Source organism: Streptomyces sp. NBC_01635 (assembly GCF_045209715.1).
Taxonomy (GTDB): domain Bacteria; phylum Actinomycetota; class Actinomycetes; order Streptomycetales; family Streptomycetaceae; genus Streptomyces; species Streptomyces hirsutus.
Map to the genome: position 1 here is coordinate 1,815,727 of NZ_CP109277.1, position 24,885 is coordinate 1,840,611.

The 24,885-nt window shown below is 71.2% G+C and carries 24 protein-coding genes and 1 pseudogene; 9 read left to right on the forward strand and 16 right to left on the reverse strand.

From position 1 onward, the window contains the following. Window positions 1–119 precede the first annotated feature (119 nt). The 5 genes from OHB56_RS08735 to OHB56_RS08755 all read right to left on the reverse strand — a co-directional run bounded on the left by OHB56_RS08735 (window position 120) and on the right by OHB56_RS08755 (window position 4,812). Entirely contained in the window at window positions 120–761 is a 642-nt protein-coding gene (locus OHB56_RS08735) for a GNAT family N-acetyltransferase (protein ID WP_326751746.1), read from the reverse strand. A gap of 220 nt (window positions 762–981) precedes the next feature. Next, window positions 982–1,809: a MetQ/NlpA family ABC transporter substrate-binding protein gene (locus tag OHB56_RS08740; protein ID WP_326751747.1), complete on the reverse strand. Its 828-nt coding sequence runs from the start codon at window positions 1,807–1,809 to the stop codon at window positions 982–984. Between the two features lie 108 nt (window positions 1,810–1,917). Further along, complete coding sequence (locus OHB56_RS08745) at window positions 1,918–2,667, reverse strand: methionine ABC transporter permease (protein WP_326751748.1); 750 nt, start codon at window positions 2,665–2,667, stop codon at window positions 1,918–1,920. Further along, window positions 2,664–3,737, reverse strand: a complete 1,074-nt coding sequence (locus OHB56_RS08750) for an ATP-binding cassette domain-containing protein (protein WP_326751749.1) — start codon at window positions 3,735–3,737, stop codon at window positions 2,664–2,666. The genes OHB56_RS08745 and OHB56_RS08750 overlap by 4 nt, the downstream gene beginning before the upstream one ends. Window positions 3,738–4,161: 424 nt before the next feature. Next, a complete protein-coding gene (locus OHB56_RS08755; RefSeq protein ID WP_406352521.1) occupies window positions 4,162–4,812 on the reverse strand; it encodes an HAD family hydrolase in 651 nt (216 codons plus the stop codon). Between the two features lie 114 nt (window positions 4,813–4,926). On the opposite strand from OHB56_RS08755, the gene OHB56_RS08760 reads away from it, so the two are divergent. Beyond that, on the forward strand, window positions 4,927–5,286 hold the full coding sequence (locus tag OHB56_RS08760) for a hypothetical protein (protein WP_055596162.1): 360 nt from the start codon (window positions 4,927–4,929) through the stop codon (window positions 5,284–5,286). Next, window positions 5,267–5,716 (forward strand): hypothetical protein, encoded by a 450-nt coding sequence (locus OHB56_RS08765; RefSeq protein WP_388432729.1) that lies wholly within the window; start codon window positions 5,267–5,269, stop codon window positions 5,714–5,716. The genes OHB56_RS08760 and OHB56_RS08765 overlap by 20 nt, the downstream gene beginning before the upstream one ends. 82 nt (window positions 5,717–5,798) lie before the next feature. On the opposite strand, the gene OHB56_RS08770 is transcribed toward OHB56_RS08765, so the two are convergent. The 3 genes from OHB56_RS08770 to OHB56_RS08780 form a co-directional block, all read right to left on the reverse strand. Beyond that, window positions 5,799–6,296 (reverse strand): GNAT family N-acetyltransferase, encoded by a 498-nt coding sequence (locus OHB56_RS08770; RefSeq protein ID WP_055596164.1) that lies wholly within the window; start codon window positions 6,294–6,296, stop codon window positions 5,799–5,801. A 57-nt stretch (window positions 6,297–6,353) separates the two neighbouring features. Beyond that, window positions 6,354–6,857, reverse strand: coding sequence for a sigma-70 family RNA polymerase sigma factor (locus tag OHB56_RS08775; protein WP_326751752.1), 504 nt, complete (start codon window positions 6,855–6,857; stop codon window positions 6,354–6,356). Between the two features lie 74 nt (window positions 6,858–6,931). Next, window positions 6,932–8,128, reverse strand: a complete 1,197-nt coding sequence (locus OHB56_RS08780; protein WP_406352524.1) for a glycerophosphodiester phosphodiesterase — start codon at window positions 8,126–8,128, stop codon at window positions 6,932–6,934. A gap of 499 nt (window positions 8,129–8,627) precedes the next feature. On the opposite strand from OHB56_RS08780, the gene OHB56_RS08785 reads away from it, so the two are divergent. After that, window positions 8,628–9,299: a lysophospholipid acyltransferase family protein gene (locus OHB56_RS08785; RefSeq protein ID WP_326751754.1), complete on the forward strand. Its 672-nt coding sequence runs from the start codon at window positions 8,628–8,630 to the stop codon at window positions 9,297–9,299. 119 nt (window positions 9,300–9,418) lie between these two features. Here OHB56_RS08785 and OHB56_RS08790 read toward each other — a convergent pair whose 3' ends face one another. The 3 genes from OHB56_RS08790 to OHB56_RS08800 form a co-directional block, all read right to left on the reverse strand. Next, window positions 9,419–10,390 (reverse strand): aldo/keto reductase, encoded by a 972-nt coding sequence (locus OHB56_RS08790; protein ID WP_326751755.1) that lies wholly within the window; start codon window positions 10,388–10,390, stop codon window positions 9,419–9,421. Between the two features lie 92 nt (window positions 10,391–10,482). Next, a complete protein-coding gene (gene argH / locus OHB56_RS08795) occupies window positions 10,483–11,910 on the reverse strand; it encodes an argininosuccinate lyase (RefSeq protein ID WP_326751756.1) in 1,428 nt (475 codons plus the stop codon). Window positions 11,911–12,085: 175 nt separating this feature from the next. Continuing rightward, window positions 12,086–13,279, reverse strand: coding sequence for an argininosuccinate synthase (locus OHB56_RS08800; RefSeq protein WP_055625922.1), 1,194 nt, complete (start codon window positions 13,277–13,279; stop codon window positions 12,086–12,088). Between the two features lie 305 nt (window positions 13,280–13,584). Between OHB56_RS08800 and OHB56_RS08805 the strand changes: the two genes are divergently transcribed. The 5 genes and pseudogenes from OHB56_RS08805 to OHB56_RS08825 all read left to right on the forward strand — a co-directional run bounded on the left by OHB56_RS08805 (window position 13,585) and on the right by OHB56_RS08825 (window position 18,718). Then, window positions 13,585–14,475, forward strand: coding sequence for a hypothetical protein (locus OHB56_RS08805; RefSeq protein WP_406352527.1), 891 nt, complete (start codon window positions 13,585–13,587; stop codon window positions 14,473–14,475). Between the two features lie 134 nt (window positions 14,476–14,609). Next, a pseudogene (locus OHB56_RS08810) lies at window positions 14,610–15,182 on the forward strand (pyridoxamine 5'-phosphate oxidase family protein); the annotation flags it as partial. A gap of 169 nt (window positions 15,183–15,351) precedes the next feature. Next, the gene (locus OHB56_RS08815; protein WP_326751758.1) at window positions 15,352–16,734 is read left to right on the forward strand and encodes a ferredoxin reductase family protein; all 1,383 of its coding nucleotides are present in this window, start codon (window positions 15,352–15,354) and stop codon (window positions 16,732–16,734) included. A gap of 39 nt (window positions 16,735–16,773) precedes the next feature. Continuing rightward, window positions 16,774–17,925: an FMN-binding protein gene (locus OHB56_RS08820; protein ID WP_406352529.1), complete on the forward strand. Its 1,152-nt coding sequence runs from the start codon at window positions 16,774–16,776 to the stop codon at window positions 17,923–17,925. Between the two features lie 55 nt (window positions 17,926–17,980). Beyond that, window positions 17,981–18,718 carry an FAD:protein FMN transferase gene (locus OHB56_RS08825; protein WP_055591945.1) on the forward strand — a complete coding sequence of 246 codons (738 nt, stop codon included), beginning with the start codon at window positions 17,981–17,983 and terminating at the stop codon, window positions 18,716–18,718. A 64-nt stretch (window positions 18,719–18,782) separates the two neighbouring features. On the opposite strand, the gene OHB56_RS08830 is transcribed toward OHB56_RS08825, so the two are convergent. The 5 genes from OHB56_RS08830 to argC all read right to left on the reverse strand — a co-directional run bounded on the left by OHB56_RS08830 (window position 18,783) and on the right by argC (window position 23,765). Continuing rightward, complete coding sequence (locus OHB56_RS08830) at window positions 18,783–19,322, reverse strand: arginine repressor (RefSeq protein ID WP_055591944.1); 540 nt, start codon at window positions 19,320–19,322, stop codon at window positions 18,783–18,785. Window positions 19,323–19,400: 78 nt separating this feature from the next. Continuing rightward, window positions 19,401–20,609 (reverse strand): acetylornithine transaminase, encoded by a 1,209-nt coding sequence (locus tag OHB56_RS08835; RefSeq protein WP_406352531.1) that lies wholly within the window; start codon window positions 20,607–20,609, stop codon window positions 19,401–19,403. Then, on the reverse strand, window positions 20,606–21,580 hold the full coding sequence (gene argB / locus OHB56_RS08840; protein WP_055591942.1) for an acetylglutamate kinase: 975 nt from the start codon (window positions 21,578–21,580) through the stop codon (window positions 20,606–20,608). Before argB ends, OHB56_RS08835 begins: the two co-directional genes overlap by 4 nt. Beyond that, window positions 21,577–22,728 (reverse strand): bifunctional glutamate N-acetyltransferase/amino-acid acetyltransferase ArgJ, encoded by a 1,152-nt coding sequence (gene argJ / locus OHB56_RS08845; RefSeq protein WP_326751761.1) that lies wholly within the window; start codon window positions 22,726–22,728, stop codon window positions 21,577–21,579. The genes argB and argJ overlap by 4 nt, the downstream gene beginning before the upstream one ends. Beyond that, the gene (gene argC, locus OHB56_RS08850; protein ID WP_326751762.1) at window positions 22,725–23,765 is read right to left on the reverse strand and encodes an N-acetyl-gamma-glutamyl-phosphate reductase; all 1,041 of its coding nucleotides are present in this window, start codon (window positions 23,763–23,765) and stop codon (window positions 22,725–22,727) included. Before argC ends, argJ begins: the two co-directional genes overlap by 4 nt. A gap of 436 nt (window positions 23,766–24,201) precedes the next feature. Here argC and OHB56_RS08855 point away from each other — a divergent pair, with 436 nt between their 5' ends. Further along, on the forward strand, window positions 24,202–24,885 hold the full coding sequence (locus OHB56_RS08855) for a hypothetical protein (RefSeq protein ID WP_406352534.1): 684 nt from the start codon (window positions 24,202–24,204) through the stop codon (window positions 24,883–24,885).

The window sequence follows — 24,885 nt, forward strand, 5'->3', positions numbered from 1 at the left end:
TTGGGTGTGCGGGGTGCGGTCGGCCGCTCCGCCCGCGGGCTTGGTGAGAGTACCCGGTACGGCCGTGAACCGGGGCGACCCGCCACCGTCCACCCGTCCGGGAGGATTCCGGACGGGGCTCAGCTCCAGTCGGTGAAGGCGGTGAACTGTCCGGTGTCGGCCAGTTGTTCGGCCGATCCCTCGAGGTCCTCCGGCAGCAGGCTCCACACGATGAAGTCGGTGCGTACGTCCGTCCAGACGCCGTCGTCACCGCGGACGTGGGCTATGCAGGCGTTGCGCAGGACGCCCTCGCTGAGGCAGCCGATCTTCTGGGCGACCTGCTGCGAGGCGGTGTTGTCGGCGGCCGTGCGCAGCTCGACGCGTTCCAGCTTCTGGTCGCCGAAGAGCCACTGGGCCGTGGCCATGGCGGCCTCGGAGGCGTAGCCCTCGCCGCGCGCCCAGGGGGCGACGATGTACGAGAGTTCGGTGGACCGGATGTGCCAGTTGGTCTTGGTGAGCCGGATGACGCCCACCAGGCGCTGGGTGAGGAACTCGGTGACGGCGAGGTCCAGTCCGCGTCCGGCCGCACGTTCGGCGGGGGCGTGCTCGGTGATCCAGGTGCGGGCGGCCTGCTCGGTGAAGGGCTGGGGGACGTCCGTCCAGGCGGCGACCTGTTCGTCGTTCATCATCTCGGTCAGAGGGGGGACGTCGTCCGCGTCGAGGGGACGCAGCACCAACCGCTCCGTGCTGATGGAGATGTTGGGGAAGGTGCTGCTCGTCATGCGCCGCTCCGTAACCTTCGTGACCGTCGGACACCGCTGAACTGCCCAGCATGCAGCATGAAAGCACCGAACCGCACCACGGGGTCCACTCCGTGTACCGGAGTGGACCCCGAGAGTGCCGGACGGGCGCCGGGCGCGGCGCGGGCGGCTGTGCGCCCCCTCGTGCGACCGGCCGTGTGCCCTGTGCCGGTGGTGCGCGTCGCCCGGACCGGACGGCGGATCAGAAGGCGGCGACGACCGAGCCGGCGTACTTGTCGTCGATGAACTTCTTGACCTCGTCGGAGGTGAGCAGCTCGGCGAGCTTCTTCACGCGCGGGTCGTCCTCGTTGCCCTCCTTGACCGCGAGGAAGTTGGCGTGCGGGTTGCCCTCGGCGGCCTCGAGGACGAGGGCGTCCTCGGCCGGCTTGAGGTCGGCCCCGATGGCGTAGTTGCCGTTGACGACCGCGGCGTCGACGTCGGCCAGGGCACGCGGCGTCTGGGCCGCCTCCAGCTCCTTGAACTTGAGCTTCTTCGGGTTCCCGGTGATGTCCGACGGGGTCGCCTCGAAGCCGACGCCTTCCTTGATCGTGATGATCTTGTTGGCGGCGAGCAGCTGCAGCGCGCGTCCCTCGTTGATGGTGTCGTTGGGGATGGCGATGGTCGCACCGCTCTTCAGCTCGTCGGTCTCCTTGACCTTCTCGGAGTAGAGACCGAGCGGCTCCAGGTGCACGTCGCCGGCGGGCACGATGTGGGTGCCGTTCTTCTTGTTGAAGTCGTCGAGGTACGCCTGGGTCTGGAAGTAGTTGGCGTCCACCGAGCCGTCCTCCGTGGAGGTGTTCGGCGTGACGTAGTCGGTGACCTCCTTGACCTCCAGGTCGAGCCCGGCCTTCTCCGCCAGGTTGTCCTTGACGAAGTTGAGGATCTCGGCGTGCGGCACGGGGCTCGCGGCGACGGTCAGCGGGCCGGAGGCGTCGGACCCGGACTTCTCCTCCGAACCGCAGGCGGTGAGGCCGAGGGTGAGGGCTCCGGCGGCGAGGACGGCGGTGGTGATCTTGACGGTGTTACGCACGAAAAGTGCCTTTCCTTCAGGGTGGTGCGGCCCCGACTCGGGGTGGTGCGGGGCCTTCGGGGAAGTGGGGATCGGGGGGTGGGCGAAGGCTGGGGGGCGAGGTTCGGGCTACCCGGCCTTGCCGGCGTCGGCCGTCGCGGCCGTCGTCGCCGGTTCCTTGGCCTTGAGCAGCCGCAGCCTCGGCCCGGAGCCCTGGCGTCCGCCCCGGTGGTGCAGGGAGCGGGCCGCGTAGTCGCCGGCGAACTGGATGAGGGAGATGACCACGGCGAGGACCGCCACGGTGATCCACATCAGTCCGGTCTCGAAGCGCTGGTAGCCGTAGCGGACGGCGAGGTCGCCGAGTCCTCCGCCGCCCACGGTGCCGGCCATGGCCGAGTAGCCGATGAGGGCGACGATCGTGGTGGTGATGCTGGCGATCAGTGAGGGCAGCGCTTCGGGGACGAGGACCCGGCGGACGATGGTCCAGGTATTGCCGCCCATGGCCTGCACGGCTTCGACGAGCCCGTGGTCCACTTCGCGCACGGCCGTCTCGACGAGCCGGGCGAAGAAGGGGATGCCGCCGATGGCGAGCGGCACGATCGCGGCCTCGCTGCCGATGGTCGTCCCGGTGATCCAGCGGGTGAAGCTCATCAGGGCGACCATGAGGATGATGAACGGCATCGAGCGGCCGACGTTCACGATCTGTCCGATGACCTTGTTCACCAGGCCGTTCTGCAGCAGTCCGCCCTTGTCGGTGAGGACGAGCAGGACGCCGATCGGGAGGCCGAGGGCGACGGAGATCAGGGTCGACCAGCCGACCATGATCAGCGTCTCCACACACGCCTGTTCCAGCAGCGGCTGCATCTGGGACCAGGTCACTTGGCCTCCTCCTTCACGAGCACCGACGGCGCCCGATCCACCTGCTGTGTCTGTTGCGCCGGTTCCGTCTGTTCGACGGTCTCGATGTGCAGCCCCTGTTCGCGCAGGAAGCCGATCGGTACGACGTTGTCCTCGTAGCGGCCCGGGAGTTCGATGCGCATCCTGCCCACCTGGAGGCCGCCGACGGTGTCGATGGCGGCGCCGAGGATCGAGATGTCGATGTTGTAGGTGCGGGCCAGCTGGGAGATGACCGGCTGGGTCGCGCTCTCGCCCTGGAAGGTGATGTCCAGGACGGTGCGGTTGTCGCCCGAGGCGTCGCCGGCGACCGGGAACAGCGCGGAGGCCAGTTCGGAACCGGGGGTCGCCAGGAGGTCGGTGACGGTGCCGGACTCGACGACGCGGCCGTGTTCCATCAGCGCGGCCGAGTCGCAGATCGACTTCACGACGTCCATCTCGTGCGTGATGAGCAGGACGGTCAGACCGAGCTGGCGGTTGAGGTCGCGCAGCAGCGTCAGGATGGAGCGGGTGGTCTCCGGGTCGAGGGCGCTGGTGGCCTCGTCGGACAGCAGCACCTTGGGATCGCCGGCCAGGGCGCGGGCGATGCCGACGCGCTGCTTCTGGCCGCCGGAGAGCTGGGCGGGGTAGGCCTTGGCCTTGTCGGCGAGGCCGACCAGGTCGAGCAGCTCCAGCGCCTTGCGGGAACGTTCCTTCCCCGACCGGCCGAGGATCTCCAGCGGCAGTTCGACGTTGTCCTGCACGGTGCGTGAGGAGAGCAGGTTGAAGTGTTGGAAGACCATGCCGATGCGGCTGCGCGCCTGTCGCAGTTCCCGGCCGGCCCGCGGCCCGCGCCCGGCCAGGGCGGTGAGGTCCTGCCCTGCGACGGTCACGGTGCCCGAGGTGGGGCGCTCCAGCAGGTTGACGCAGCGGATGAGCGAGGACTTTCCGGCGCCGGACTGGCCGATGACGCCGTACACCTCGCCTTCGCGGACGTGCAGGTCGACGCCGTCCAGGGCGGTGACCTCGCGTCCGCGCGAGCGGTAGACCTTGGTGAGGCCCGAGGTGGTGATCACGTGGGTAACCGTCACTTTCGAGTGCGCGGCACGTCAGGGCAGCCGCGCACGAGGCATTGAGGGGCGAAGCTCAGGGGCCAAAAGCGGCCCGGACTCGGCACGGCCTCTCGCGAGCGGTGCGGAAGCAACCAGGGAGAGACGTGCGCGCGGGGGCGTGGTTCGGTGCGCATGCGGAACACGGAGGACTCGCGTGCGGGTACGAACCGGCTCTCGCTTCGGGGCGCGAGGCTCAGATGCTGCGGGGGCCCTCTAGAAGGCGCGCATTCGGAGCGGACACATACATCCGGCACCGAGCGGCACACGCGCTTCGGTGGCAGGGATGCGGTCGCTCGTCGTGGTCATGCGGCAAGTAAAGCAGATGTCGGCCCCCGACCGGAGAGGGCTGTCCACATTCCGGACAGCCGTGGACACCCGTGACCGCACGTCAGGACCGTACGGTGATCTCCAGCCCGGTCTCCGTGACCAGTACGGACAGGGCCGACAGGTCCCCGACCACGAGATCGGCGGTCAGTTCGTAGGCCTGGTGGGTTGTGGCCAAGGCCACGGTGGTCATCCCGGCCGCCCGGCCCGCCTGGAGCCCGGCGGGGGCGTCCTCGAAGACGACGCAGTGGGCGGGGTCGACGCCGAGGGCGCGGGCGGCGAGCAGATAGGGCTCGGGGTCGGGCTTGCCCCGGGTGATGTCGTCGGCGGCGACGAGAGTCTTGGGCAGGATGCCGGCGGCGGCGAGGCGGGCCTCGGCCAGCCGCCGGGTCGCGGAGGTGACGACGGCCCAGCGGTCGGCCGGCAGCGCGCCGAGGAGGTCCAGGGTGCCCGGCAGCGGGATCGCACCGCCGTTCGGCACGTCCTCCACCTCCAGGTCCTCGATCCGTGCGACGGCCTCGGGCACGACATGGGCGGGCAGCAGGTCGGCGGCTATCTCGACGGCCGGGCGGCCGTGCAGTTCGATCCGCCCGAACTCCTCGGCCGTGATCCCGTACTCGACGGCCCACCGGGTCCAGCAGCGCTGCACGGATTCGAGGGAGGAGACGAGAGTGCCGTCGTTGTCGAACAGGAGGGCTTGCGCATGGATGGTCATGCCATCGACCCTACGGGCCCCGGTGTGCGGCTGTGCCCGTGCCCGGCCCCGCCGCATACGGGCATGGTGGGGCCGGGCGCGGTGGGACCATTACGGCGTAATAAGGTCGCTGCCATGCTTGATGCCCTGACGCTGGCGACCGGCGTCGCCGCGCTGCTGCTCGCCGCCTGGTGCGGCTGGGCCGCCTACCGCGACCAGCCGACGAAGGACTGGCACTTCATCGGCATGGCCGTGGTCACCCTGCTGACGCTGGTTCAGCTGGTGGTCGGGGTCGTGCAGCTGGCCCGGGGCGAGGAGCCGGAGCAGGGCACGGTCATCTTCGTGGCGTATCTGCTGGGCTCGTTCGCGTGCGTCCCGGCGGCGGGCTTCATGTCGCTGGCCGAGCGCACCCGGTGGGGATCGATCACGGTCGCCGCGAGCGGTGTCGTGCTGGCCGTGCTCGAGGTGCGGCTCTATGACATCTGGAAGGGCTGAGACGACCGTGACGGACCAGGAACCGGAGCAGAAGCCGGGCGGGACCCGGCTGATCGGCGGGCCCGGACTGCTGCTGGTGTGGCTGTACGGGGTGATGGTCGTCGGCGCCGTGTCGCGTTCCGTGTACCAGATCGCCACCGAGTTCGACCGGGCGCCGCTCGCCTACTCGCTCTCGGCGATCGCCGGAGTGGTCTACGGCTTCATCACGTACACCCTGGTCCGCGGTGGGGAGACGGCTCGCAGGGCGGCGCTGGTGTGCTGCGCGGCCGAGCTGGTGGGTGTCCTGACGGTCGGCACCTGGACCCTGGTGGATCCGTCCGCCTTCCCCGACGCGACCGTGTGGTCGGACTACGGGATGGGCTACCTGTTCATCCCCGTCCTGCTGCCCCTCACCGCGCTGTACTGGCTGCGCAAGGCCCGCCCGGCGTAACGGGCGTGCCCCGGGCGGACGGTGACGGGGCCGCGCCCCGATCGGGCACGGCCGCCCCGTCGCCCGCCCGGCGCTCTTCCCGTCAGGCGGTGGTCGCGTACGAATCCGCCGTCTTCTCCAGGACGATCATCGGTACGCCGTCCGTGCCCCGGGACGTCCCGACCCGCTGGTAGCCGACCCTGCTGTACAGCTGGAGGTTGCTCTCGCTGCGGTGACCGGCCTGGAGACGGAACATCCTGGCGCCCCGCTCGTCGGCGAGGGCGGACTCGGCGGCGCGCAGCAGCCGGGCACCGATGCCGTGGCCCTGGAGGCGGGGGTGGACGCAGAGCTTGCCGATGGCCGCGGCGGCGTCCTCGGTGCTCCTGCCGTGCACCGAGCCGACGATCTCGTCGCCGAGCCGGGCGACGAAGACCAGGTCGGCGGTGACCTCCTCGCGGACCGAGTCCAGACTCTGGACGAGCGGAGCGATGCGGTAGTTGCCGTACAGCGCCGCCTCGCTCTGGAAGCACAGGTACTGCAACCTGAAGATCTGCTCGGCGTCCTGCTCCGTCGCCGCAGAGATGGTCACGCTCATGCCCATGTGCGCACGCCTCCCGCTCACCTGATCACCTGTGGTCCCTCACTCCTATCCCCGTCCTCACCCCGATGCAACCTCCGGCGCGAGCAAACGACGCAGACATCCAAGACATCTGGAGCGTTCCGGACCCAGACTGCCTTGTGAGATACCCAACTCCCCTGCGATTTCCCGGTATGTCGGGTCGTGCGGGGACAGCAGGGCCTCCAGCAGCCGGGGGCAGCGGCCGGGCAGCCGGCGCACCGCGTCCCGCAGGGCGCGGCGGCGGGCGGCGGCCAGGGCGAGGAGCTCGGGGTCGCCCTCGCCGGTGCCGGCGGTGTCGGCGGGGTCACCGGCCCACGGCGTCTCGTGCCGGGCGGTGCGGCGGGTGCGGCGGGCCTCGGTGCGGACGGTCCGGCGGAGCCAGCCCGGCGGATCGTGCGGCGGGTCGTGTGCGTCGAGGCGCTCCAGGAGGCGCAGCCAGACCGCCTGTTCCAGGTCGGCGGGTTCGGCGCCGGACGCGTACGCCTCGGCGGAGGCCTCCGCGGTGAGCAGCGGACGGAGGGCGGTGACCAGGTCGTGCGTCATATGCGCAACGACGCCGGCCGCCCTGGCGGGGTTGCCGGAGCGGCCGGAACTCACCCCGACCGGGGCACAACGGCTCAGCCGTTGACGAAGTCCTCGCGGGCCAGCAGACCGGTGTCCGGGTGGTCGGTGAAGACGCCGTCGATGCCGGTGGCGAAGTAGGCCCGGAAGGCGCCGAAGACGTCGCCGTAGGCGTCGGGGTCGCCGCCCTTGCGGAAGTTCGCGGGCAGGAAGGGGTTCTCGTTGCGCATCGTGTAGGGGTGCAGGATCAGCCCGGCCCGGTGCGCGTCACGGACCAGGGTGGTGGGCTCGGCGAGGTTCCCGGCCGCGTCCCTGGGGATGACCAGGTCCAGGGTGGGGCCGATGCCCTGCGCATAGGAGGCGATCTCCTTGAGGCCCTTCGGCGTGACGAGGTCGGCCACCTTGCGCGGGTCGCCGTTCTCCACGAAGTCCCAGGGGCGGCTGTTCGCCCCGGAGAGCAGCACGGCGAGCGGGTTGCCGACGAGCCGGCTCATCCGCTGGATGCTGGTGGGCTCGAAGGACTGGACGATGACGGGCGAGTTCTTCTTGTCCTTGCCGTGCTTGCGCAGCAGCCGGGCGAGGAGTTCCTCGGTGCCCAGGCCCAGCTTGCGGAAGTAGGTGGGGTGCTTGAGCTCGGGGTAGATCCAGACCTGCTTGCCGCGCTCCCGGGTCTGCTCGTTCTGCCAGCGGAGCACCTCTTCGAAGGTGGGGATCCCCCAGCGGCCGTCGTAGAGGGTGTTGTGCGGGCGGTTGGCCGGGATGCGCTCGACGGCGCGGAGCCGCTTGAGTTCGGCGAGGGTGAAGTCCTCGGTGAACCAGCCGGTGGCGGAGACACCGTCGAGCAGCTTCGTGCGCTCGCGGTCGGCGAACTCGGGATGGTCCGCGACGTCCGTGGTGCCGCCGATCTCCGGCTCGTGCCGGCAGACGAGGTGGCCGTCCCTGGTGGGCACCAGGTCGCCGGCCTCGACGATGTCGGCGCCCAGGTCGAGGGCCAGGTCGTAGGCGCCGAAGGTGTGCTCGGGCCGGTATCCGCTGGCGCCCCGGTGGCCGATGACCGTCGGGACGGGCAGGCCCTTGAGCCCTCGTCCGCCGCGCCGGGATGCGCCGGGCCGGCTCTCGGCGGCTCTCGCCGTGCCGCCCAGCCCGAGGACCGTGCCGCCCGCGCCGAGCACCGCCGCGCCAAGGAGCGCGCGCCGTCCGGTCCCGCCGGTCGCCGTTTCGTCCGTCCGCTCGTCCGACTCCTGCGCTCCCATGGGGACCCTTCTGCCGTTGGCCGTCACTGCGGGGCGATCGTAGGGGCGCGTACATGACGAACGGGAGACCACGGCCGGAACACGCGGGTGACACGGGGATACGGGATGCCACACGGGTGAGCCGCAACCCGAACGGCCGTACGGGGAAGAAATCCTGACATGCCGTCGGGTTCGGGGGTGTCGCACCGGGGTACCCGGCCGCTCCGGAGGGTCTGCGGCGCGCCTCCCGCGGGCCGGGGGGCGCGCGTGGTTCCCTCCGGGCCGTGCCCGGACTCCGGACCGACGGCGGTCGCACCCCGACCGGCGCCGGCTCCCCCGGACGCGACATGCCTCACATCCGGCGCGTGGGTTACGGGCGCGCAACATCGTGTCACCGCAGGTGAACATGCGTAGACACCGTGTAATACCTGAGTGAACCCGACGTGCGGCACCCCCTCGGCCGCGAGTAATGTCCTCACCTGCACAGACTCATACCGCATTCCCGACACCGGAGGACCCGTTGTCCCGCTTCGCACTCATCAAGGCAGTGCTCGGCCCGGTCATGCGCCTGATGTTCCGCCTACGGGTGGAGGGCCAGGAGCACATTCCGGGTGACGGTCCGGTGATCCTGGCGGGCAACCATCTCACCTTCATCGACTCGATGATCCTGCCGCTGGTCTGCGACCGTCAGGTCTTCTTCATCGGCAAGGACGAGTACGTCACCGGCAAGGGGCTCAAGGGCCGGCTGATGGCCTGGTTCTTCACCGGTTCCGGCATGATCCCGGTCGACCGCGACGGCGGCCGGGGCGGAGTCGCGGCGCTGATGACGGGCCGCCGGGTGCTGGACGAAGGCAAGATGTTCGGCATCTACCCGGAGGGCACCCGCTCCCCCGACGGCCGTCTCTACCGGGGCCGGACCGGTATCGCGCGGCTCACCCTGATGACGGGCGCGCCCGTCGTCCCGTTCGCCGTGATCGGCACCGACAAGCTCCAGCCGGGCGGCGCGGGCCTGCCCCGGCCGGGCAAAGTCACGGTCCGCTTCGGCGAGGCGATGGAGTTCTCCCGCTACGAGGGCATGGACCGCGACCGCTACATCCTGCGGGCCGTGACCGACTCGGTGATGACGGAGGTCATGCGCCTGTCCGGGCAGGAGTACGTGGACATGTACGCCAGCAAGGCGAAGGCGGCCTGATCCCCGACGCCCCGTGACGTCCGGCGGGGCGAGGGCGCCGCGGCCCTACGGACGCCCGGCCCCCGCGGTTTCACCGGTCTCCGTGTTCCCGGCGGCGGCCGGCCCGGCCCACGGATTCCTCAGTGCCAGGCCAGCCGTGCGCGCCGCTCCCAGTACGCGTGCGGGTCCTCGGGCAGCGCGGCGAGCCGGGTGAGCTGGTCGTCGTCGAGGTCGACGACGGCCGCGTGCAGGTTGGAGGCGAGCTGCGCGGTGGTGGCGGCGCCGGAGAGGACGACGCCCGCCCAGGGCCGGCGCAGTACGAGCGCGAGGGCGACGGCGTCGCACGCCAGTCCGGTCTCCTCGGCGACGGCCCTGAGCGCGTCGGGGGCGTGGGCAGCGGCCAGTCGCCCGTTGGCCATGCCCTCCTTGACGATCACCGTGAGCCCGGCGTCGTGGGCTTCGGCCAGGGCGGGCTCGGCGGAGGTCTCCAGCGCGTTGTACGTGGACTGGACGGTACGGAACAGGGGTTCGCCGTCGACGGTGACGGCGAGCGCGGCGCGGATGGCGTCGGCCTGGGCCGGGCCGCTGGTGGAGAAGCCGACCGTGAGTCCCTGGGCCGCCGCCTCGGCGAGCCGGACGTGGAGGTCCTTGTCGGTGAGTGCGGGGCTCTCGGGGGTCACCGAGTGGATCTGGTAGAGGTCGAGCCGGTCCCCGAGCAGCGCGTCGGACTCGGCGCGCTGCCGCTCGTAGGCGGCGAGGGAGTGCTCCTTGACCTCGTGGTGCTCGGCGTCGATGGACCAGCCGGCGGTGTACGTGTAGCCCCATTTGCTGCCGATGACGACGTCGTCGGCGTCGGGCCGCTTCGTCAGCCAGTCGGCGAGGAACTCCTCCGACCTGCCGTACGAGCGGGCCGCGTCGAAGTAACGGACGCCCTGGGCGTAGGCGGCGTCGAGGAGGTCGTGGGTACGAGTGCGCAGGGCCTCGACGCTGCGATCGGCGCCGAGGTCGTCGTCACGGCCCAGGTTGATGTAGCCGGGTCGTCCGACGGCGGCGAGTCCCAGGCCGATGTGGCAGGTGGGGGTAGTGGCCGAAGCCAGTGCGGAGAAGGGCATCGGGGCTCCGTTCGGTCGGCTCCTTGCGGCTGCCGGACCAACGTAACCCGCGATGCCCCTGCGACACCCGCTCCCTTGCTTCTTGGCGTCGGCTACTTCTTGGCGTCCGCCCACGCGTGCTGGGCGGCCAGGTCCGTCCTGAGCTCGGCGAGCTGGACGGCGACCGCGCTCGGTGCCGTGCCGCCGCGGCCGTTGCGGGAGGCGAGGGCTCCGGGAACGTTGAGGACGGTGCGCACCTCGGGGGTGAGGTGGGCGGAGATCTTCACGAACTGCTCGTCGGTCAGCTCGTCGAGCTCCTTGCCCTCGGCCTCGGCGGTCTTGACGCACTCGCCGGCGACCTCGTGCGCGACGCGGAACGGCACGCCCTGCTTGACCAGCCACTCGGCGATGTCGGTGGCCAGTGAGAACCCGGCCGGGGCCAGCTCCTCCATGCGCTCGCGGTGCACGGTGAGGGTGGCCATCATCCCGGTGAAGGCCGGCAGCAGGATCTCCAGCTGGTCAATGGAGTCGAAGACCGGCTCCTTGTCCTCCTGGAGGTCGCGGTTGTACGCGAGCGGGAGGGCCTTGAGGGTGGCCATCAGGCCGGTCAGGTTGCCGATCAGCCGGCCCGACTTGCCGCGTGCCAGCTCCGCGATGTCCGGGTTCTTCTTCTGCGGCATGATCGACGAGCCGGTGGAGAAGGCGTCGTGCAGGGTCACGAAGGAGAACTCCTTCGTGTTCCAGAGGATGACCTCCTCGGCGATCCGGGAGAGGTTCACGCCGATCATCGCGGTGATGAAGGCGAACTCGGCGACGAAGTCCCTGGATGCCGTGCCGTCGATGGAGTTGGCCGCGCTGCCGTGCTCGAAGCCGAGGTCCCGGGCCACCGCCTCGGGGTCCAGGCCGAGGCTGCTGCCGGCCAGTGCGCCCGAGCCGTAGGGCGAGACCGCGGTCCGCTCGTCCCACTGGCGCAGCCGCTCGGCGTCCCGGGACAGCGCCTGGACGTGGGCGAGGACATGGTGGGCGAAGAGCACCGGCTGGGCGTGCTGGAGGTGGGTGCGGCCGGGCATGGCCACCTCCGGGTGGGCCTCGGCGAGGCCGACGAGGGCGTCCTGGAGATCGGCGATCAGGCCGCCGAGCGTGCGGGCGTGGTCCCGCAGGTACATCCGGAACAGGGTCGCGACCTGGTCGTTCCTCGAGCGTCCGGCGCGCAGTTTGCCGCCGAGGTCGGGGCCGAGGCGCTCCAGCAGGCCGCGCTCCAGGGCGGTGTGCACGTCCTCGTCGGCGATGGTGCCGGTGAACGAGCCGTCGGCGACGTCCGCCTCCAGCCGGTCGAGGCCCTCGGTCATGCGGGTGAGCTCGTCCTCGGTGAGCAGGCCCGCTCCGTGCAGCACGCGTGCGTGCGCCCGCGAACCGGCGATGTCGTAGGGCGCGAGCCGCCAGTCGAAGTGGACGGACGCGGACAGCTTGGCCAGGGCCTCGGCGGGACCGTCGGCGAAACGGCCGCCCCAGAGCCGTACGTCACCGCTGTTGCTGCTCACTTGCGTTGCTCCTCGAAGACAGGCAGGTCATGGATGGGCCACATCATGGATGCGCCGCCGCCTCCTCACTCAGGCGCAGGAGAGTGAGGAGGCGGTGTCAGAGTAGTGCGTGACGGGGCGTCAGCCGGTCAGGCCGTCGGGGTCTGTCCGGTCGGGCGATCCGCCGGTCGGAGGGTCAGGCGAGGTCGCGCTTGGCGGCGATCTTCGACGACAGGCTGTAGATGTCGATGAAGCCCTTGGCCGCGGCCTGGTCGAACGTGTCGCCGGTGTCGTAGGTGGCGAGGTTGAAGTCGTACAGGGACGACTCGGAGCGCCGGCCGGTGACGACGGCCCGCCCGCCGTGCAGGGTCATCCGGACGTCTCCGTTGACGTGCTGGTTGGCCTCGGTGATGAAGCCGTCCAGCGCGCGCTTGAGCGGGGAGAACCACTGGCCGTCGTAGACCAGTTCGCCCCAGCGCTGCTCGACCTGCCGCTTGTAGCGGGCGAGTTCGCGCTCGACGGTGACATTCTCCAGCTCCTGGTGGGCCGTGATCAGCGCGATGGCGCCGGGCGCCTCGTACACCTCGCGGGACTTGATGCCGACGAGGCGGTCCTCGACCATGTCGATCCGGCCGACGCCCTGGGCGCCCGCGCGCTCGTTGAGCTGCTGGATGGCCTGGAGGACGGTGACGGGCTTGCCGTCGATGGCGACCGGCACGCCCTCCTTGAAGGTGATGACGACCTCGTCGGCCTCGCGCGCCACGGCGGGGTTCTGCGTGTACTCGTAGACGTCCTCGATCGGCGCGTTCCAGATGTCCTCGAGGAATCCGGTCTCGACGGCGCGGCCGAACACGTTCTGGTCGATGGAGTACGGCGACTTCTTCGTGGTCGCGATCGGCAGACCCTTGGCCTCGCAGAAGGCGATGGCCTTGTCGCGGGTCATGGCGTAGTCACGGACCGGGGCGATGCACCTCAGGTCGGGGGCGAGGGCGACGATGCCGGCCTCGAAGCGGACCTGGTCGTTGCCCTTGCCGGTGCAGCCGTGGGCGACGGTGGTGGCGCCGTGCTTCTGCGCGGCGGCGACGAGGTGCTTGACGATCGTCGGCCGGGACAGCGCGGAGACCAGCGGGTAGCGGTCCATGTAGAGGGCGTTGGCCTTGATCGCCGGGAGGCAGTACTCGTCGGCGAATTCGTCCTTGGCGTCCGCGACCTCGGCCTCGACGGCACCGCAGGCGAGCGCGCGCTTGCGGATGACGTCCAGGTCCTCGCCGCCCTGGCCGACGTCGACCGCAACGGCGATGACCTCGGCGCCCGTCTCCTCGGCGATCCAGCCGATGGCGACGGAGGTGTCCAGACCGCCCGAATAGGCGAGTACGACGCGCTCGGTCACGGGATTCTCCTTACAGTGCATTCGCTGACATGCATGAGTATGCAGGAGGATGCATGATTCGTCAATCCGACTCCATCCGGAAGGCCTAACTCCGATCGGAGGGGTCGATTTCGCATGGAGTGTACGGATTCCTCCGTACGGAGTGCGCAGAGCCCGGGATTGATTCGGCGTGTGATTGAACGCGGGTAATCGCTTTCCCGTACCTCCCGCCGGACGCAGGCGCCGCGTCGGCACATCCGGGCCCTCCCCCACGGGCCCTCCCCCACGCAACCCCGAACCACCCCCGACCCGAGTGAGGCATTCGCATGTCCAGGGCCCTTCCGAAGTACAGCAAGCGTCGCGTCGGTTTCATCGGCGGCGCCGCCGCGGTGGCGCTGTCCGGTGCGGTGATCGCCGGATCCGCTCTCGCCGGCGAGTCGTCCGACGGCAACGACGCGAACGTCCGGACGCTCGCGGGGCCCGGCACAATCAGCTGCCCCGACGTGGCGCCGGAGCTTCCCGCCATCCCCGCCTCCGCCCAGGCCGAGGTCGACCGCAACCTCGGCCAGCTCGACACCCAGATCGACGAGGCCAACCGGCGACTCGTCGACACCGTCGGCCAGGGCGGCCCCAACTTCGTCCAGAACGCCATCCTCGGCCCCCTCGAGGACAAGCGCGTGGCCGCCATCAACCGCATCGCCACCGCCATCGGCCGCACCGCCGAACGCCCCGCCGGACTCGACTCCCTGGCCGCCTGCACGCTCGACGCGGAAGGCGCGGCGGACGCGGGCGGGGAGACCGGCGGCAGCGGCGACGGCGGAGAAGCCACCGCCCCGCCCGCCGAGGACACCGGTCAGGGGGCGGGCCAGGGCGACGCGGGCCAGGAGGGCGGGGACGGCGCGGGCGACGCCGGGAACGCCGGCGTGGGCACGATCAGCTGCCCCGACGTCGCGCCGGAGCTTCCCGCGATCCCCGCCTCCTCCCGGGCCGAGGTCGACCGCAACCTCGGCCAGCTCGACACCCAGATCGACGAGGCCAACCGGCGACTCGTCGACACCGTCGGCCAGGGCGGCCCCAACTTCGTCCAGAACGCCATCCTCGGCCCCCTCGAGGACAAGCGCGTGGCCGCCATCAACCGCATCGCCACCGCCATCGGCCGCACCGCCGAACGCCCCGCCGGACTCGACTCCCTGGCCGCCTGCACGCTCACGAAGTGACGTGACAGGCGCCTTGGCCGCCCCGCGACACGCCGGCCGGGGCGGCCACGGGCGATCCCCGGCGCCGTCCGGGACCCGCGTCGACCGCCCATGTGCTCAGACAGGCGAACGAACTGCCTTCATGCTCGGTGACCATGGGAAAGACCTATGAGCGCGTAGACGCCCGCCTGCGCACGTTCATAGAGGCACAGCCGGTCTTCTTCACCGCCACCGCGCCCCTGTCCGCCGACGGCACGGTCACCCTCTCACCCAAGGGCCTCACGGGGTCCTTCGCGGTCCTGGACGAACTCACCGTGGCCTAACTCGACTTCGCCGGTTCCACCGCCGAGACCATCGCCCGTCTCCGGGAGGACGGCCGCATCACCCTGATGTGGTGCGCCTTCCAGGAGCCGCCCACCATCGTGCGCGTGCACGGCCGCGGTGAGCCCGTCCTCCGGGACGACCCGCGCTTTCCGGAGCTGCTCGCCCGCTTCCCCGGCATCGACCCGACGGTCCACGGCCTGCGCGCGGTCGTCGTGGTGACCGCCGGCCTCATCCGCGACACCTGCGGCTACGCCGTCCCCTTCATGCCGTACGAGGCGGACCGCGACCTGCACGGGAAGCGGTTCGCGCGCGAGGACGACGCCTCGCTGGACGCGTACTTCACCAGGAAGGAACACATCGCGACGAGCCTCGACGGCCTCCCCGGGCTGCCCCTGCCCCGTCCCCGGCTCCCGTCCCGTCCCCGGTCCCGCGGCATCCGGCGTCCCCGGAGGCCGCGGCCCAGGACATGTTCCAAGCCTGCCGCGAAAGTCCGTCCCGCCTCCGGATATCGCTGAACGCTCCCGTGTCACGGCACGTATGTGTGGGCCAAGGGCCAAGTCCCACGGAGGAACCGTGACCACCACGCTCGCAGGCGGACGTGCCGCCCGCCGTCAGACGATGCGCCGCATCCGTCCACGCCGCTCACCCGCCGTGCCCCTGCTGCTCGCCGTGGGGGCGGGCGCGGTGGCCGTGCTGTGGTTGTGGTGGGACAACACACCGTCCATCTCGGACACCACCGGCCGGATCATCGCCGCGGGCCGCATCACCGGCCTCCTGGCCGGCTATCTGATGGCCCTCGTGGTGCTGCAGATGGCCCGGGTGCCCGCACTGGAACGCCGGGTGGGCTCGGACCGGGTCGCCCGCTGGCACGCGATGAGCGGGCGCTACACCGTCAGCCTGGTCATCGCCCACGTCTTCCTCATCATGTGGGGCTACGCCCTCCAGGCGGGCAAGACCCTCGGCGACATCGTCCAGCAGACGATCACCTCGGTCGAGCAGCTGCCGGACATGGGCAAGGCCGCCATCGGCACGGGTCTGCTGTTCGTGATCGCCTTCCTCTCGATCGGCCCGGTCCGCCGGCGGCTGCCGTACGACAGCTGGTACCACGTGCACCTGCTGACGTACGCCGCGCTGTACCTGACGTTCTGGCACCAGATCACCACCGGCAACGAGTTCGCCGTGGAACCGTCCGCGAAGACCTTCTGGTACGGGCTCTACGGCGTCGTCACCGCGCTGGTCCTCTGGTACCGGGTGCTCACCCCGATCCGGCTGAACCTGCGTCACCGGATGCGGGTGGAGGCGGTCATCGAGGAGACGCCGGGCATCGTGTCGGTACTGATCGGCGGGCGCAAGCTGCACCGGATCGGCGCCGAGGCGGGGCAGTTCTTCCGCTGGCGGTTCCTGGCGCCGGGAATGCGGTTCAGCTCCCACCCGTACTCGCTGTCGGCGGCGCCCCGCCCCGACATGCTGCGGATCACCGTGAAGGCGATCGGCGACCACACCTCCCGGCTGCGCGAGCTGGAGCCCGGCACGCGGGTGTGGGCGGAGGGCCCCTACGGGGCGCTGACCGCCCAGCGCCGCAGCCGCGGCAAGGTGCTGCTGGTCGCGGGCGGCGTGGGCATCACGCCGATGCGGGCCCTGTTCGAGACGCTGCCGGGCGCCTCCGGCGACATCACCCTGCTCTACCGGGCCAACACCACCCACGACCTGGCCCTGTGGAACGAGCTGGCCAAGATCGCCGACGAGCGCGGCGCCCGCCTGATGTACGCGGTGAACAGCCCCGACGGGGAACGCCCCGACATCTCCGCGGACAGCCTGCGCCGCAAGATTCCCGACATCGACGACCACGACGTCTTCATGTGCGGCCCGCCCGGGTTCGCCCAGTCGGTCTACGACGCACTGCGCGGCGCCGGGGTCCCCGCCCGCCGTATCCACCACGAGTCGTTCGAGATGTGAGCGACGGGTCATCCACACCCATCAGGAGCTTGAGAAGCGATGAGGAAGAGTCATCCCGTCCGGCGTGCTGTGCTGGCCACCGCCGCCACCGTCTCCGGGATCGTGCTGCTGCTGACGCTGAAGCCCGGTTCCGACCAGGGCTCGGCCGACGCGGCCGGCAGCGCGGTCCCGCCCGCGGCGCAGTCCCCGCAGGGCGGCGCCCAGGCCATCGCGAACGGCACCGTCACCGGTGACGCGGCCGACACCCAGTACGGCGCGGTGCAGGTGCGCCTGACCGTGAGCGGCGGAAAGATCACCAAGGCCGAGGCCGTCCAGTCCCCCAAGGGCGGCCAGAGCGACCAGATCAACGCCAACGCCGTGCCGAAGCTCAACCAGGCCGCGGTCACGGCGCAGGGCGCCGAAATCGACGCGGTCTCCGGCGCGACGTACACCAGCACCGGATACAAGAAGTCCCTGCAGTCCGCACTGGACAAGGCGAAGGCCGCCGGAGCGGCCGGGAGCGGGAACGATCAGGGCGGTGCGGGCGGCGCGCAGGCCCTCGGCGACGGCACGGTCACCGGTGACGCGGCCGACACCCAGTACGGCGCGGTGCAGGTGCGCCTGACCGTGAGCGGCGGAAAGATCACCAAGGCCGAGGCCGTCCAGTCCCCCAAGGGCGGCCAGAGCGACCAGATCAACGCCAACGCCGTGCCGAAGCTCAACCAGGCCGCGGTCACGGCGCAGGGCGCCGAAATCGACGCGGTCTCCGGCGCGACGTACACCAGCACCGGATACAAGAAGTCCCTGCAGTCCGCACTGGACAAGGCGAAGGCCGCCGGAGCGGCCGAAGCCGCCGAGAGCGGTGGCGACTCCGCCGCGGACGCGTCCGCCGGAAGCGGGCAGGACGGAGGCGGAGGGAACGCCCGGGCCGCCCTCGATGACGGCACCGTCACCGGTGACGCGGTGCAGACGGAGTACGGAGCCGTGCAGGTCCGGATCACCGTCGAGGGCGGGAAGATCACCAAGGCCGAGGCCGTCCAGGCCCCCAAGGGCGGCCAGAGCGACCGGGTCACCAACCAGTCCGTCCCGAGGCTCAACCAGGCCGTCGTGAAGACCGGCGGCGCGGACGTCGACGCCGTGTCGGGCGCCACGTACACCAGCGCCGGGTACAAGAAGTCGCTGCAGTCCGCGCTGGACCAGGCCGGTGGCTGAGACGGTGGCCGAGTCCGCACAGGCTCCCGCCGCGGTGCGTCGTACGGAGGAGACGATGGGGACCGTCTTCTCCTTCGACGTCCGCGGCGGGCAACCCGCTGCCGTGCAGGCGGCGTTGGAGGATGCGGCCGCCGGGCTGCGCCGCGTCGACGAGGTGTTCAGCACGTACCGGGACGACTCGCAGATCTCGCGGCTGGCACGCGGCGAGCTGACGGTCGCGGAGTGCGACCCCGAGGTCGCCGAGGTGCTGGAGCTGGCCGCGGAGGCGGAACGGGTGAGCGACGGCTGGTTCAGCACCCGCTACCGGGGCCGGCTCGACCCGACCGGCATCGTCAAGGGCTGGGCCACCGAGCGGGCCGCGCGACGGCTCGCGGAGGCCGGGGCGGTCGGGGTGAGTCTCAACGGCGGCGGCGACGTGCAGCTGCTGGGGACGCCGGGCGCCGGGCGGCCGTGGCGGGTGGGGGTGTCGGACCCGCTCCGTCCGGGCGGCCTGGCGGCCGTCGTCTCCGCCGCCGGGGCCGACGAGCTGGCCGTCGCCACCTCGGGCACCGCCGAGCGCGGCGATCACATCGTCGACCCGCGCACCGGCCGCTCCGCCGTGACCGACCTGGTCGCGGTGACGGTGGTGGCGCCCCGGCTGACCTGGGCCGACTGCTGGGCCACGGCCGCCTTCGCGATGGGGTCCCGGGAGGGGCTCGCGTGGCTGGAGACGCTGCCCGACGTGGAGGCGCTGCTGATCACCGCGGGCGACGAGGTGCGCTGCACGGGGGGCCTGGCGTCCCGGCTGGGATGAATCCCGGCCGGTGCCGGGGGACGCCGAGGCCGTCCGTACGGGGCCGCGGGCAGCCGCGCGGCTTTCAGTTCCCGTTCTGCGCCAGCCGCAGCATGTGCTCGGCCAGCGCCTGCCCGCCCGCCGGGTCGCGGCTGATCAGCATGAGGGTGTCGTCGCCGGCGATGGTCCCCAGGATGTCGTGCAGTTCGGCCTGGTCGATCGCCGAAGCCAGGAACTGGGCGGCGCCGGGCGGGGTGCGCAGGACGACGAGGTTGGCGGACGCCTCCGCGGAGATCAGCAGTTCCTGGGAGAGCCGCCGCATCCGCTCCTCCTTGGCGGACTCGCCCAGTGGTGCGCGCGGGGTGCGGAAGCCGCCCTCGCTGGGCACCGCGTAGATGAGGTCGCCGTCGGTGTGGCGGATCTTCACCGCGTTCAGCTCGTCCAGGTCCCGGGAGAGCGTCGCCTGGGTGACGGTCAGCCCGTGGTCGGCGAGCAGCTTCGCCAACTGGCTCTGCGAACGCACCGGTTGCCGGTTGAGGATGTCCACGATCCGGCGGTGACGCGCGGTGCGGGTCTGCGGTACGGCAGGCCCGGCAGGCTGTCCGTGGTCCTGATCGTGGCTCATCGGCGTCTCATTCTCCGGTTGTCCTCGGGGGCGTTCTTCGGCTTGTGGCGCGGTTCTCGCCCCGGTTCGTGGTCCGGCTCACTGTCCGGCTGGTCCTTCTCCGTCCGCCGCCCGGCGGACGGCGTCCAGGATGCCGGGCAGCGCCCCGAGGAAGGCGTCCACCGCGTCGTCCCCGAGGATCAGCGGCGGCATGAGCCGTACGACATCGGGGGCGGGCGCGTTCACCAGGAAACCGGCGTCCTGAGCCGCCTGTTGCGCCTGGGGCGCGAGCGGTTCGGTGAGCACGATACCCAGGAGGAGGCCGGCGCCCCGGACGTGGCTGATCAGTGGGTTGCCGAGGTTCTCGATCCCGGCGCGGAGCCGCTCGCCCTGCCGCTTGACGTTCTCGAGCAGTCCTTCGCTCTCGATGGTGTCGAGGACGGCGAGTCCGGCGGCGCAGGCGACCGGGTTGCCCCCGAAGGTCGTGCCGTGATGGCCGGGGCGCAGCAGGTCCGCGGCGCGGCCGAAGGCGACGGTCGCGCCGATCGGCAGTCCGCCGCCGAGCCCCTTGGCGAGGGTGACGACGTCGGGCAGGACTCCTTCGTGGGCCTGGTACTCGAACCAGTTGCCGGTGCGGCCGATGCCGGTCTGCACCTCGTCCAGGACGAGCAGCGCGCCCGTGGCGGCCGTGATGGCGCGGGCGGCCTTCAGATAGCCGGGCGGGGGCACCACGACCCCGTTCTCGCCCTGGATCGGCTCGATGACGACCAGCGCCGTGTCCGCGGTGACCGCGGCGGCCAGGGCCTGCGCGTCGCCGTAGGGCACATGGGTGACGTCCCCGGGCAGCGGTGCGAACGGCTCCCGCTTGCCCGGCTGGCCGGTCAGCGCGAGGGCGCCCATGGTGCGGCCGTGGAAGCCGCCGTCGGTGGCGACCATGTGGGCCCGGCCGGTCAGCCGTCCGATCTTGAACGCGGCCTCGTTGGCCTCGGCGCCCGAGTTGCAGAAGTACACCCGGCCGTCACGGCCGAAGAGCCGCAGGAGCCGTTCGGCGAGCTCGACGGGCGGCTCGGCGACGAACAGGTTGGAGACATGGCCCAGGGAGGCGATCTGCCGGCTGACGGCCTCGACGACGGCCGGGTGGGCGTGGCCGAGCGCGTTGACGGCGATCCCGCCGACGAAGTCGGTGTACTCCTTGCCGTCGGCGTCGCGGACGGTGGTACCCGCGCCGCTGACCAGGGACAGCTTCGGCGTGCCGTAGTTGTTCATGAGCGCGCCCTGCCACCGCGCGCTCAGCTCCTCGTTGCTCACGACTCCCCCTGTGCGTGCGGTGTCTCGTCCTGTGCGTGCGGTGCCCCGGCGGCGACGGCTGCCTCGGGGGTCTCGTCCGGGGTCCCGTCGGGCACGACCATGGTGCCGATGCCCTCGTCGGTGAAGATCTCCAGCAGGATCGAGTGCTGGACCCGGCCGTCGATGACGCGGGCGGTGGTCACGCCGTTGCGCACGGCGTGCAGGCAGCCCTCCATCTTCGGCACCATGCCCGAGGACAGCTCCGGCAGCAGCTTCTCGAGCTGGGTCGCGGTGAGGCGGCTGATCACCTCGTCGGAGTTCGGCCAGTCCTCGTAGAGCCCCTCGACGTCGGTGAGGACCATGAGGGTCTCGGCGTCCAGAGCAGCAGCGAGTGCCGCAGCCGCCGTATCAGCATTGACGTTGTAGACATGGTGGTCGTCCTGGGAACGGGCGATCGACGAGACGACCGGGATGCGGCCGTCGGCGAGCAGCGCCTCGATGGCGCCGGTGTCGATCTCGGTGATCTCGCCGACCCGGCCGATGTCGACCGGTTCCCCGTCGATCTCGGGCCGGTGCCGGGTCGCGGTGATGGTGTGCGCGTCCTCGCCGGTGAGGCCGACGGCGAAGGGTCCGTGCCGGTTGAGCAGCCCGACCAGTTCGCGCTGCACCTGTCCGGCCAGCACCATCCGTACGACGTCCATGGCGTCCTCGGTGGTCACCCTGAGGCCGGCCTTGAACTCGCTGACGATGCCGTGCCGGTCGAGCGCGGCGCTGATCTGCGGGCCGCCGCCGTGCACGACGACCGGCTTGAGACCGGCGTGCCGCAGGAAGACCACGTCCTGGGCGAAGGCGTTCTTCAGTTCCTCGTTCACCATGGCGTTGCCGCCGAACTTGATGACGACGGTCTTCCCGTGGTGCCGGGTCAGCCAGGGCAGCGCCTCGATGAGGATCTGCGCCTTGGGCAGGGCGGTGTGCTTGCGGGTGGTGCTCATGAGGAGTACGCGCTGTTCTCGTGGACGTAGTCGGCGGTGAGGTCGTTGGTCCAGATGGTGGCGGTCGCGTCACCGGCACCCAGGTCGGCGACGATGTGGACCTCGCGGTAGCGCATGTCGACCTTGTCGCGGTCCTCGCCGACACCGCCGTTCTTGCACACCCAGACGCCGTTGATGGCGACGTCGAGTGCGTCGGGCTCGAAGGCGGCCTTCGTCGTGCCGATCGCGGACAGCACCCGGCCCCAGTTGGGGTCCTCGCCGTGGATGGCGCACTTGAGGAGGTTGTTGCGGGCGATGGAGCGGCCCACCTCGACGGCGTCGTCCTCGGTCGCGGCGCCCACCACCTCGACCTTGATGTCCTTGCTGGCGCCCTCGGCGTCGCGGATGAGCTGCTGTCCGAGGTCGTCGCAGACGGCGCGTACGGCCTCGGCGAACTCCTCGTACGCGGGGGTGACACCGGCCGCGCCGGAGGCGAGCAGCAGCACGGTGTCGTTGGTGGACATGCAGCCGTCGGAGTCGACGCGGTCGAAGGTGACGCGGGTCGCGGCGCGCAGGGCCCGGTCCAGTGCCCCGGCTTCGACGTCGGCGTCGGTGGTGAGGACGACCAGCATGGTGGCGAGGCCGGGGGCGAGCATGCCGGCGCCCTTGGCCATGCCGCCGACGGTCCAGCCGTCCTTCGTCACGACGGACGTCTTGTGCACACTGTCCGTGGTCTTGATGGCGATGGCGGCCTTCTCACCGCCGTGCTCGGACAGCCGGCCCGCGGCCGTCTCGACTCCCGGGAGCAGCTTGTCCATGGGAAGCGTGACACCGATGAGACCGGTGGAGCAGACGGCGATCTCGCCCGCGCCGGCCCCGAGCACCTCGGCGGCCTTCTCCGCGGTGGCGTGGGTGTCCTGGAAACCCTTCGGTCCCGTACAGGCGTTGGCCCCACCGGAGTTGAGGACGACAGCGGCGACCTGCCCGCTCTTCAGCACCTGCTCGGACCAGAGCACGGGTGCGGCTTTGACACGGTTGGAGGTGAAGACGCCCGCGGCGGCGTGGCGCGGTCCGTTGTTGACCACGAGGGCCAGGTCCGGGTTGCCGTTCTCCTTGATCCCGGCGGCGATGCCCGCCGCCGTGAATCCCTTTGCTGCCGTCACACTCACGGCGCGACTCCGATCGTCGTCAGTCCGGTGGACTCGTCGAGCCCGAGGGCGATGTTCATGCTCTGCAGAGCGCCGCCCGCGGTGCCCTTGGTGAGGTTGTCGATGGCGCTGATCGCGATGATCCGCCCCGCGGCCTCGTCGTACGCGACCTGGATCTGAACGGCGTTGGAACCGTGGACGGACGCCGTCGCGGGCCACTGGCCCTCGGGGAGGAGGCGGACGAAGGGTTCGTCGGCGAACGCCTTCTCGTAGGCGGTCCGGACGGACTCGGCGGTGACACCGGGCCGGGCCTTCGCGGTGCAGGTGGCGAGGATGCCGCGGGGCATCGGCGCGAGCGTCGGCGTGAAGGAGACGGAGACCCGCTCCCCCGCCGCCGCGCTGAGGTTCTGGATCATCTCGGGGGTGTGCCGGTGGACGCCGCCGACGCCGTACGGCGACATCGACCCCATGACCTCGCTGCCCAGCAGGTGCGGCTTGGCCGCCTTGCCCGCGCCGGAGGTGCCGGAGGCGGCGACGATCACCGCCTCGGCCTCGGCGAGGCCCGCCGTGTACGCCGGGACCAGGGCGAGCGAGACGGCGGTCGGGTAGCAACCGGGCACCGCGATGCGCTTGGACCCCTCCAGCGCGGCGCGGCCGCCCGGCAGTTCGGGCAGGCCGTAGGGCCAGGTACCGGCGTGCGGGGAGCCGTAGTACCGCTCCCAGTCGGCGGCGTCGGCGAGCCGGTGGTCGGCGCCCATGTCGACGACGAGCACCTCCGGGCCGAGCTGCTCGGCGACGGCGGCGGACTGGCCGTGCGGCAGCGCGAGGAAGACCACGTCATGCCGTCGGCCCTGCCCGGCGAGCACCTCGGCCGTGGTCGGCTCGAGCACCCGATCGGCGAGCGGCACCAGATGCGGCTGCAGGCTCCCGAGCCGCTGCCCGGCGTTGGAGTTCCCGGTCAGCGCGCCGATCTCCACCCCGGGGTGCGCGAGCAGCAGCCTCAAGAGCTCGCCGCCCGCATATCCACTGGCCCCGGCCACAGCCACTCGTACGCTCACGGAAACCTCCTCCTCGATGGCATGACTATACGTACATCTGCAGGTTTATGCAATGGGGGTCGGACTGCCGACGCGCGCCGGTGTGGTGACTGAGCGCGATGGTCGGCCCTTGAGCACTCCTGTCGGCCCCTGAGCACGACGGTTGGCATGCAAGGCGATGGTGTGACCGTGCACTGGAGCTGTCCGACGGGCACCGGGCTCGTCGCGGGTGTGCATCCCACTCGGCCGCAGGGCAGCGCCTGGACGGGCTGACCTGCATGGTCTCCCTCGATCCCCTTCACCCGCCTTCGTGAACGTGCTGAGTCGGTGGCCTGTCGAGCCGACCGGGGATCGGCCCCGGGCCTCGAACCCTGCGATGGGGGACCGGCCGCCTCCCGACCACGGAATCGGGACCGGAAACTACGCTGGCGCCCCTTCCGCCCGCCCAAGGAGCAGCGTGCCGCCGTCCTTCGTCCACCGGATCACCAAATACGACCCCGCCGACCGCGACGAGCACGGCCACTACACCGGCGCCGAGGACACGGTCAGCGACCACGGACCTGTAGAAGCGGCGTACCTGGCGGCGATCGCCGCCTTCGCGGAGGCCTCGGACATCGACCGGCTGGAGATCCGCGAACCTGCGGTCACCGGCTTCGTCCACTTCGGCGTGGAACCGCCGATCGAGGGGCACGGCCTCGGCGGGCTCTTCCCGCCCGACCTCACCGGCTACCACGACGGGGCCGAGGTCTCCCTTCCCGTCGCCCTGGAACTGGTCCGGGCCATGCTCCGCGACCAGGGCGCCTGGTGCCGGCTGGAGGTGGGGGATGTGTTCACCGTGCACGTCGGGTGGGACCAGTACGTGTACGTGGGCAGCGACCGGCCCTGCGCGGAGGCCGTGGCCCGTACGCGGGAACTCGGCCTCTTCCCAGAACCGCTGACGGCCTCGCCCTACGCGGCTGAGTTCGACGAGGCGGAAGTGACGGAGCCGGCCGACGAGGACTTCTGGACGCGCGTGCGCGCCCTGCTCGCCTCACCGCAGACGTTGCTCCTCGAGGAGACCTACGTCCTCCCACGTTCTGCCGTCTCGATGAGTTCGGCCTGGAAGCCGTCGGGCAACGCCTTGAGCCGGATCGGGCGGTGA

Excerpts from the sequence above, each read along its gene's own strand:
- OHB56_RS08775 (WP_326751752.1), bottom strand. The coding sequence starts at position 6,857 with ATGACGCACGACCTGGTCACCGCCCTCCGTCCGCTGCTCACCGCGGAG.
- OHB56_RS08780 (WP_406352524.1), bottom strand. The coding sequence starts at position 8,128 with ATGGGAGCGCAGGAGTCGGACGAGCGGACGGACGAAACGGCGACCGGC.
- OHB56_RS08805 (WP_406352527.1), top strand. The coding sequence starts at position 13,585 with ATGTCCAGGGCCCTTCCGAAGTACAGCAAGCGTCGCGTCGGTTTCATC.
- OHB56_RS08790 (WP_326751755.1), bottom strand. The coding sequence starts at position 10,390 with ATGCCCTTCTCCGCACTGGCTTCGGCCACTACCCCCACCTGCCACATC.
- OHB56_RS08770 (WP_055596164.1), bottom strand. The coding sequence starts at position 6,296 with ATGGGCATGAGCGTGACCATCTCTGCGGCGACGGAGCAGGACGCCGAG.
- OHB56_RS08760 (WP_055596162.1), top strand. The coding sequence starts at position 4,927 with ATGCTTGATGCCCTGACGCTGGCGACCGGCGTCGCCGCGCTGCTGCTC.
- argB (WP_055591942.1), bottom strand. The coding sequence starts at position 21,580 with ATGAGCACCACCCGCAAGCACACCGCCCTGCCCAAGGCGCAGATCCTC.
- OHB56_RS08735 (WP_326751746.1), bottom strand. The coding sequence starts at position 761 with ATGACGAGCAGCACCTTCCCCAACATCTCCATCAGCACGGAGCGGTTG.
- OHB56_RS08755 (WP_406352521.1), bottom strand. The coding sequence starts at position 4,812 with ATGACCATCCATGCGCAAGCCCTCCTGTTCGACAACGACGGCACTCTC.
- OHB56_RS08820 (WP_406352529.1), top strand. The coding sequence starts at position 16,774 with ATGAGGAAGAGTCATCCCGTCCGGCGTGCTGTGCTGGCCACCGCCGCC.
- OHB56_RS08765 (WP_388432729.1), top strand. The coding sequence starts at position 5,267 with ATGACATCTGGAAGGGCTGAGACGACCGTGACGGACCAGGAACCGGAG.
- OHB56_RS08830 (WP_055591944.1), bottom strand. The coding sequence starts at position 19,322 with ATGAGCCACGATCAGGACCACGGACAGCCTGCCGGGCCTGCCGTACCG.
- OHB56_RS08825 (WP_055591945.1), top strand. The coding sequence starts at position 17,981 with ATGGGGACCGTCTTCTCCTTCGACGTCCGCGGCGGGCAACCCGCTGCC.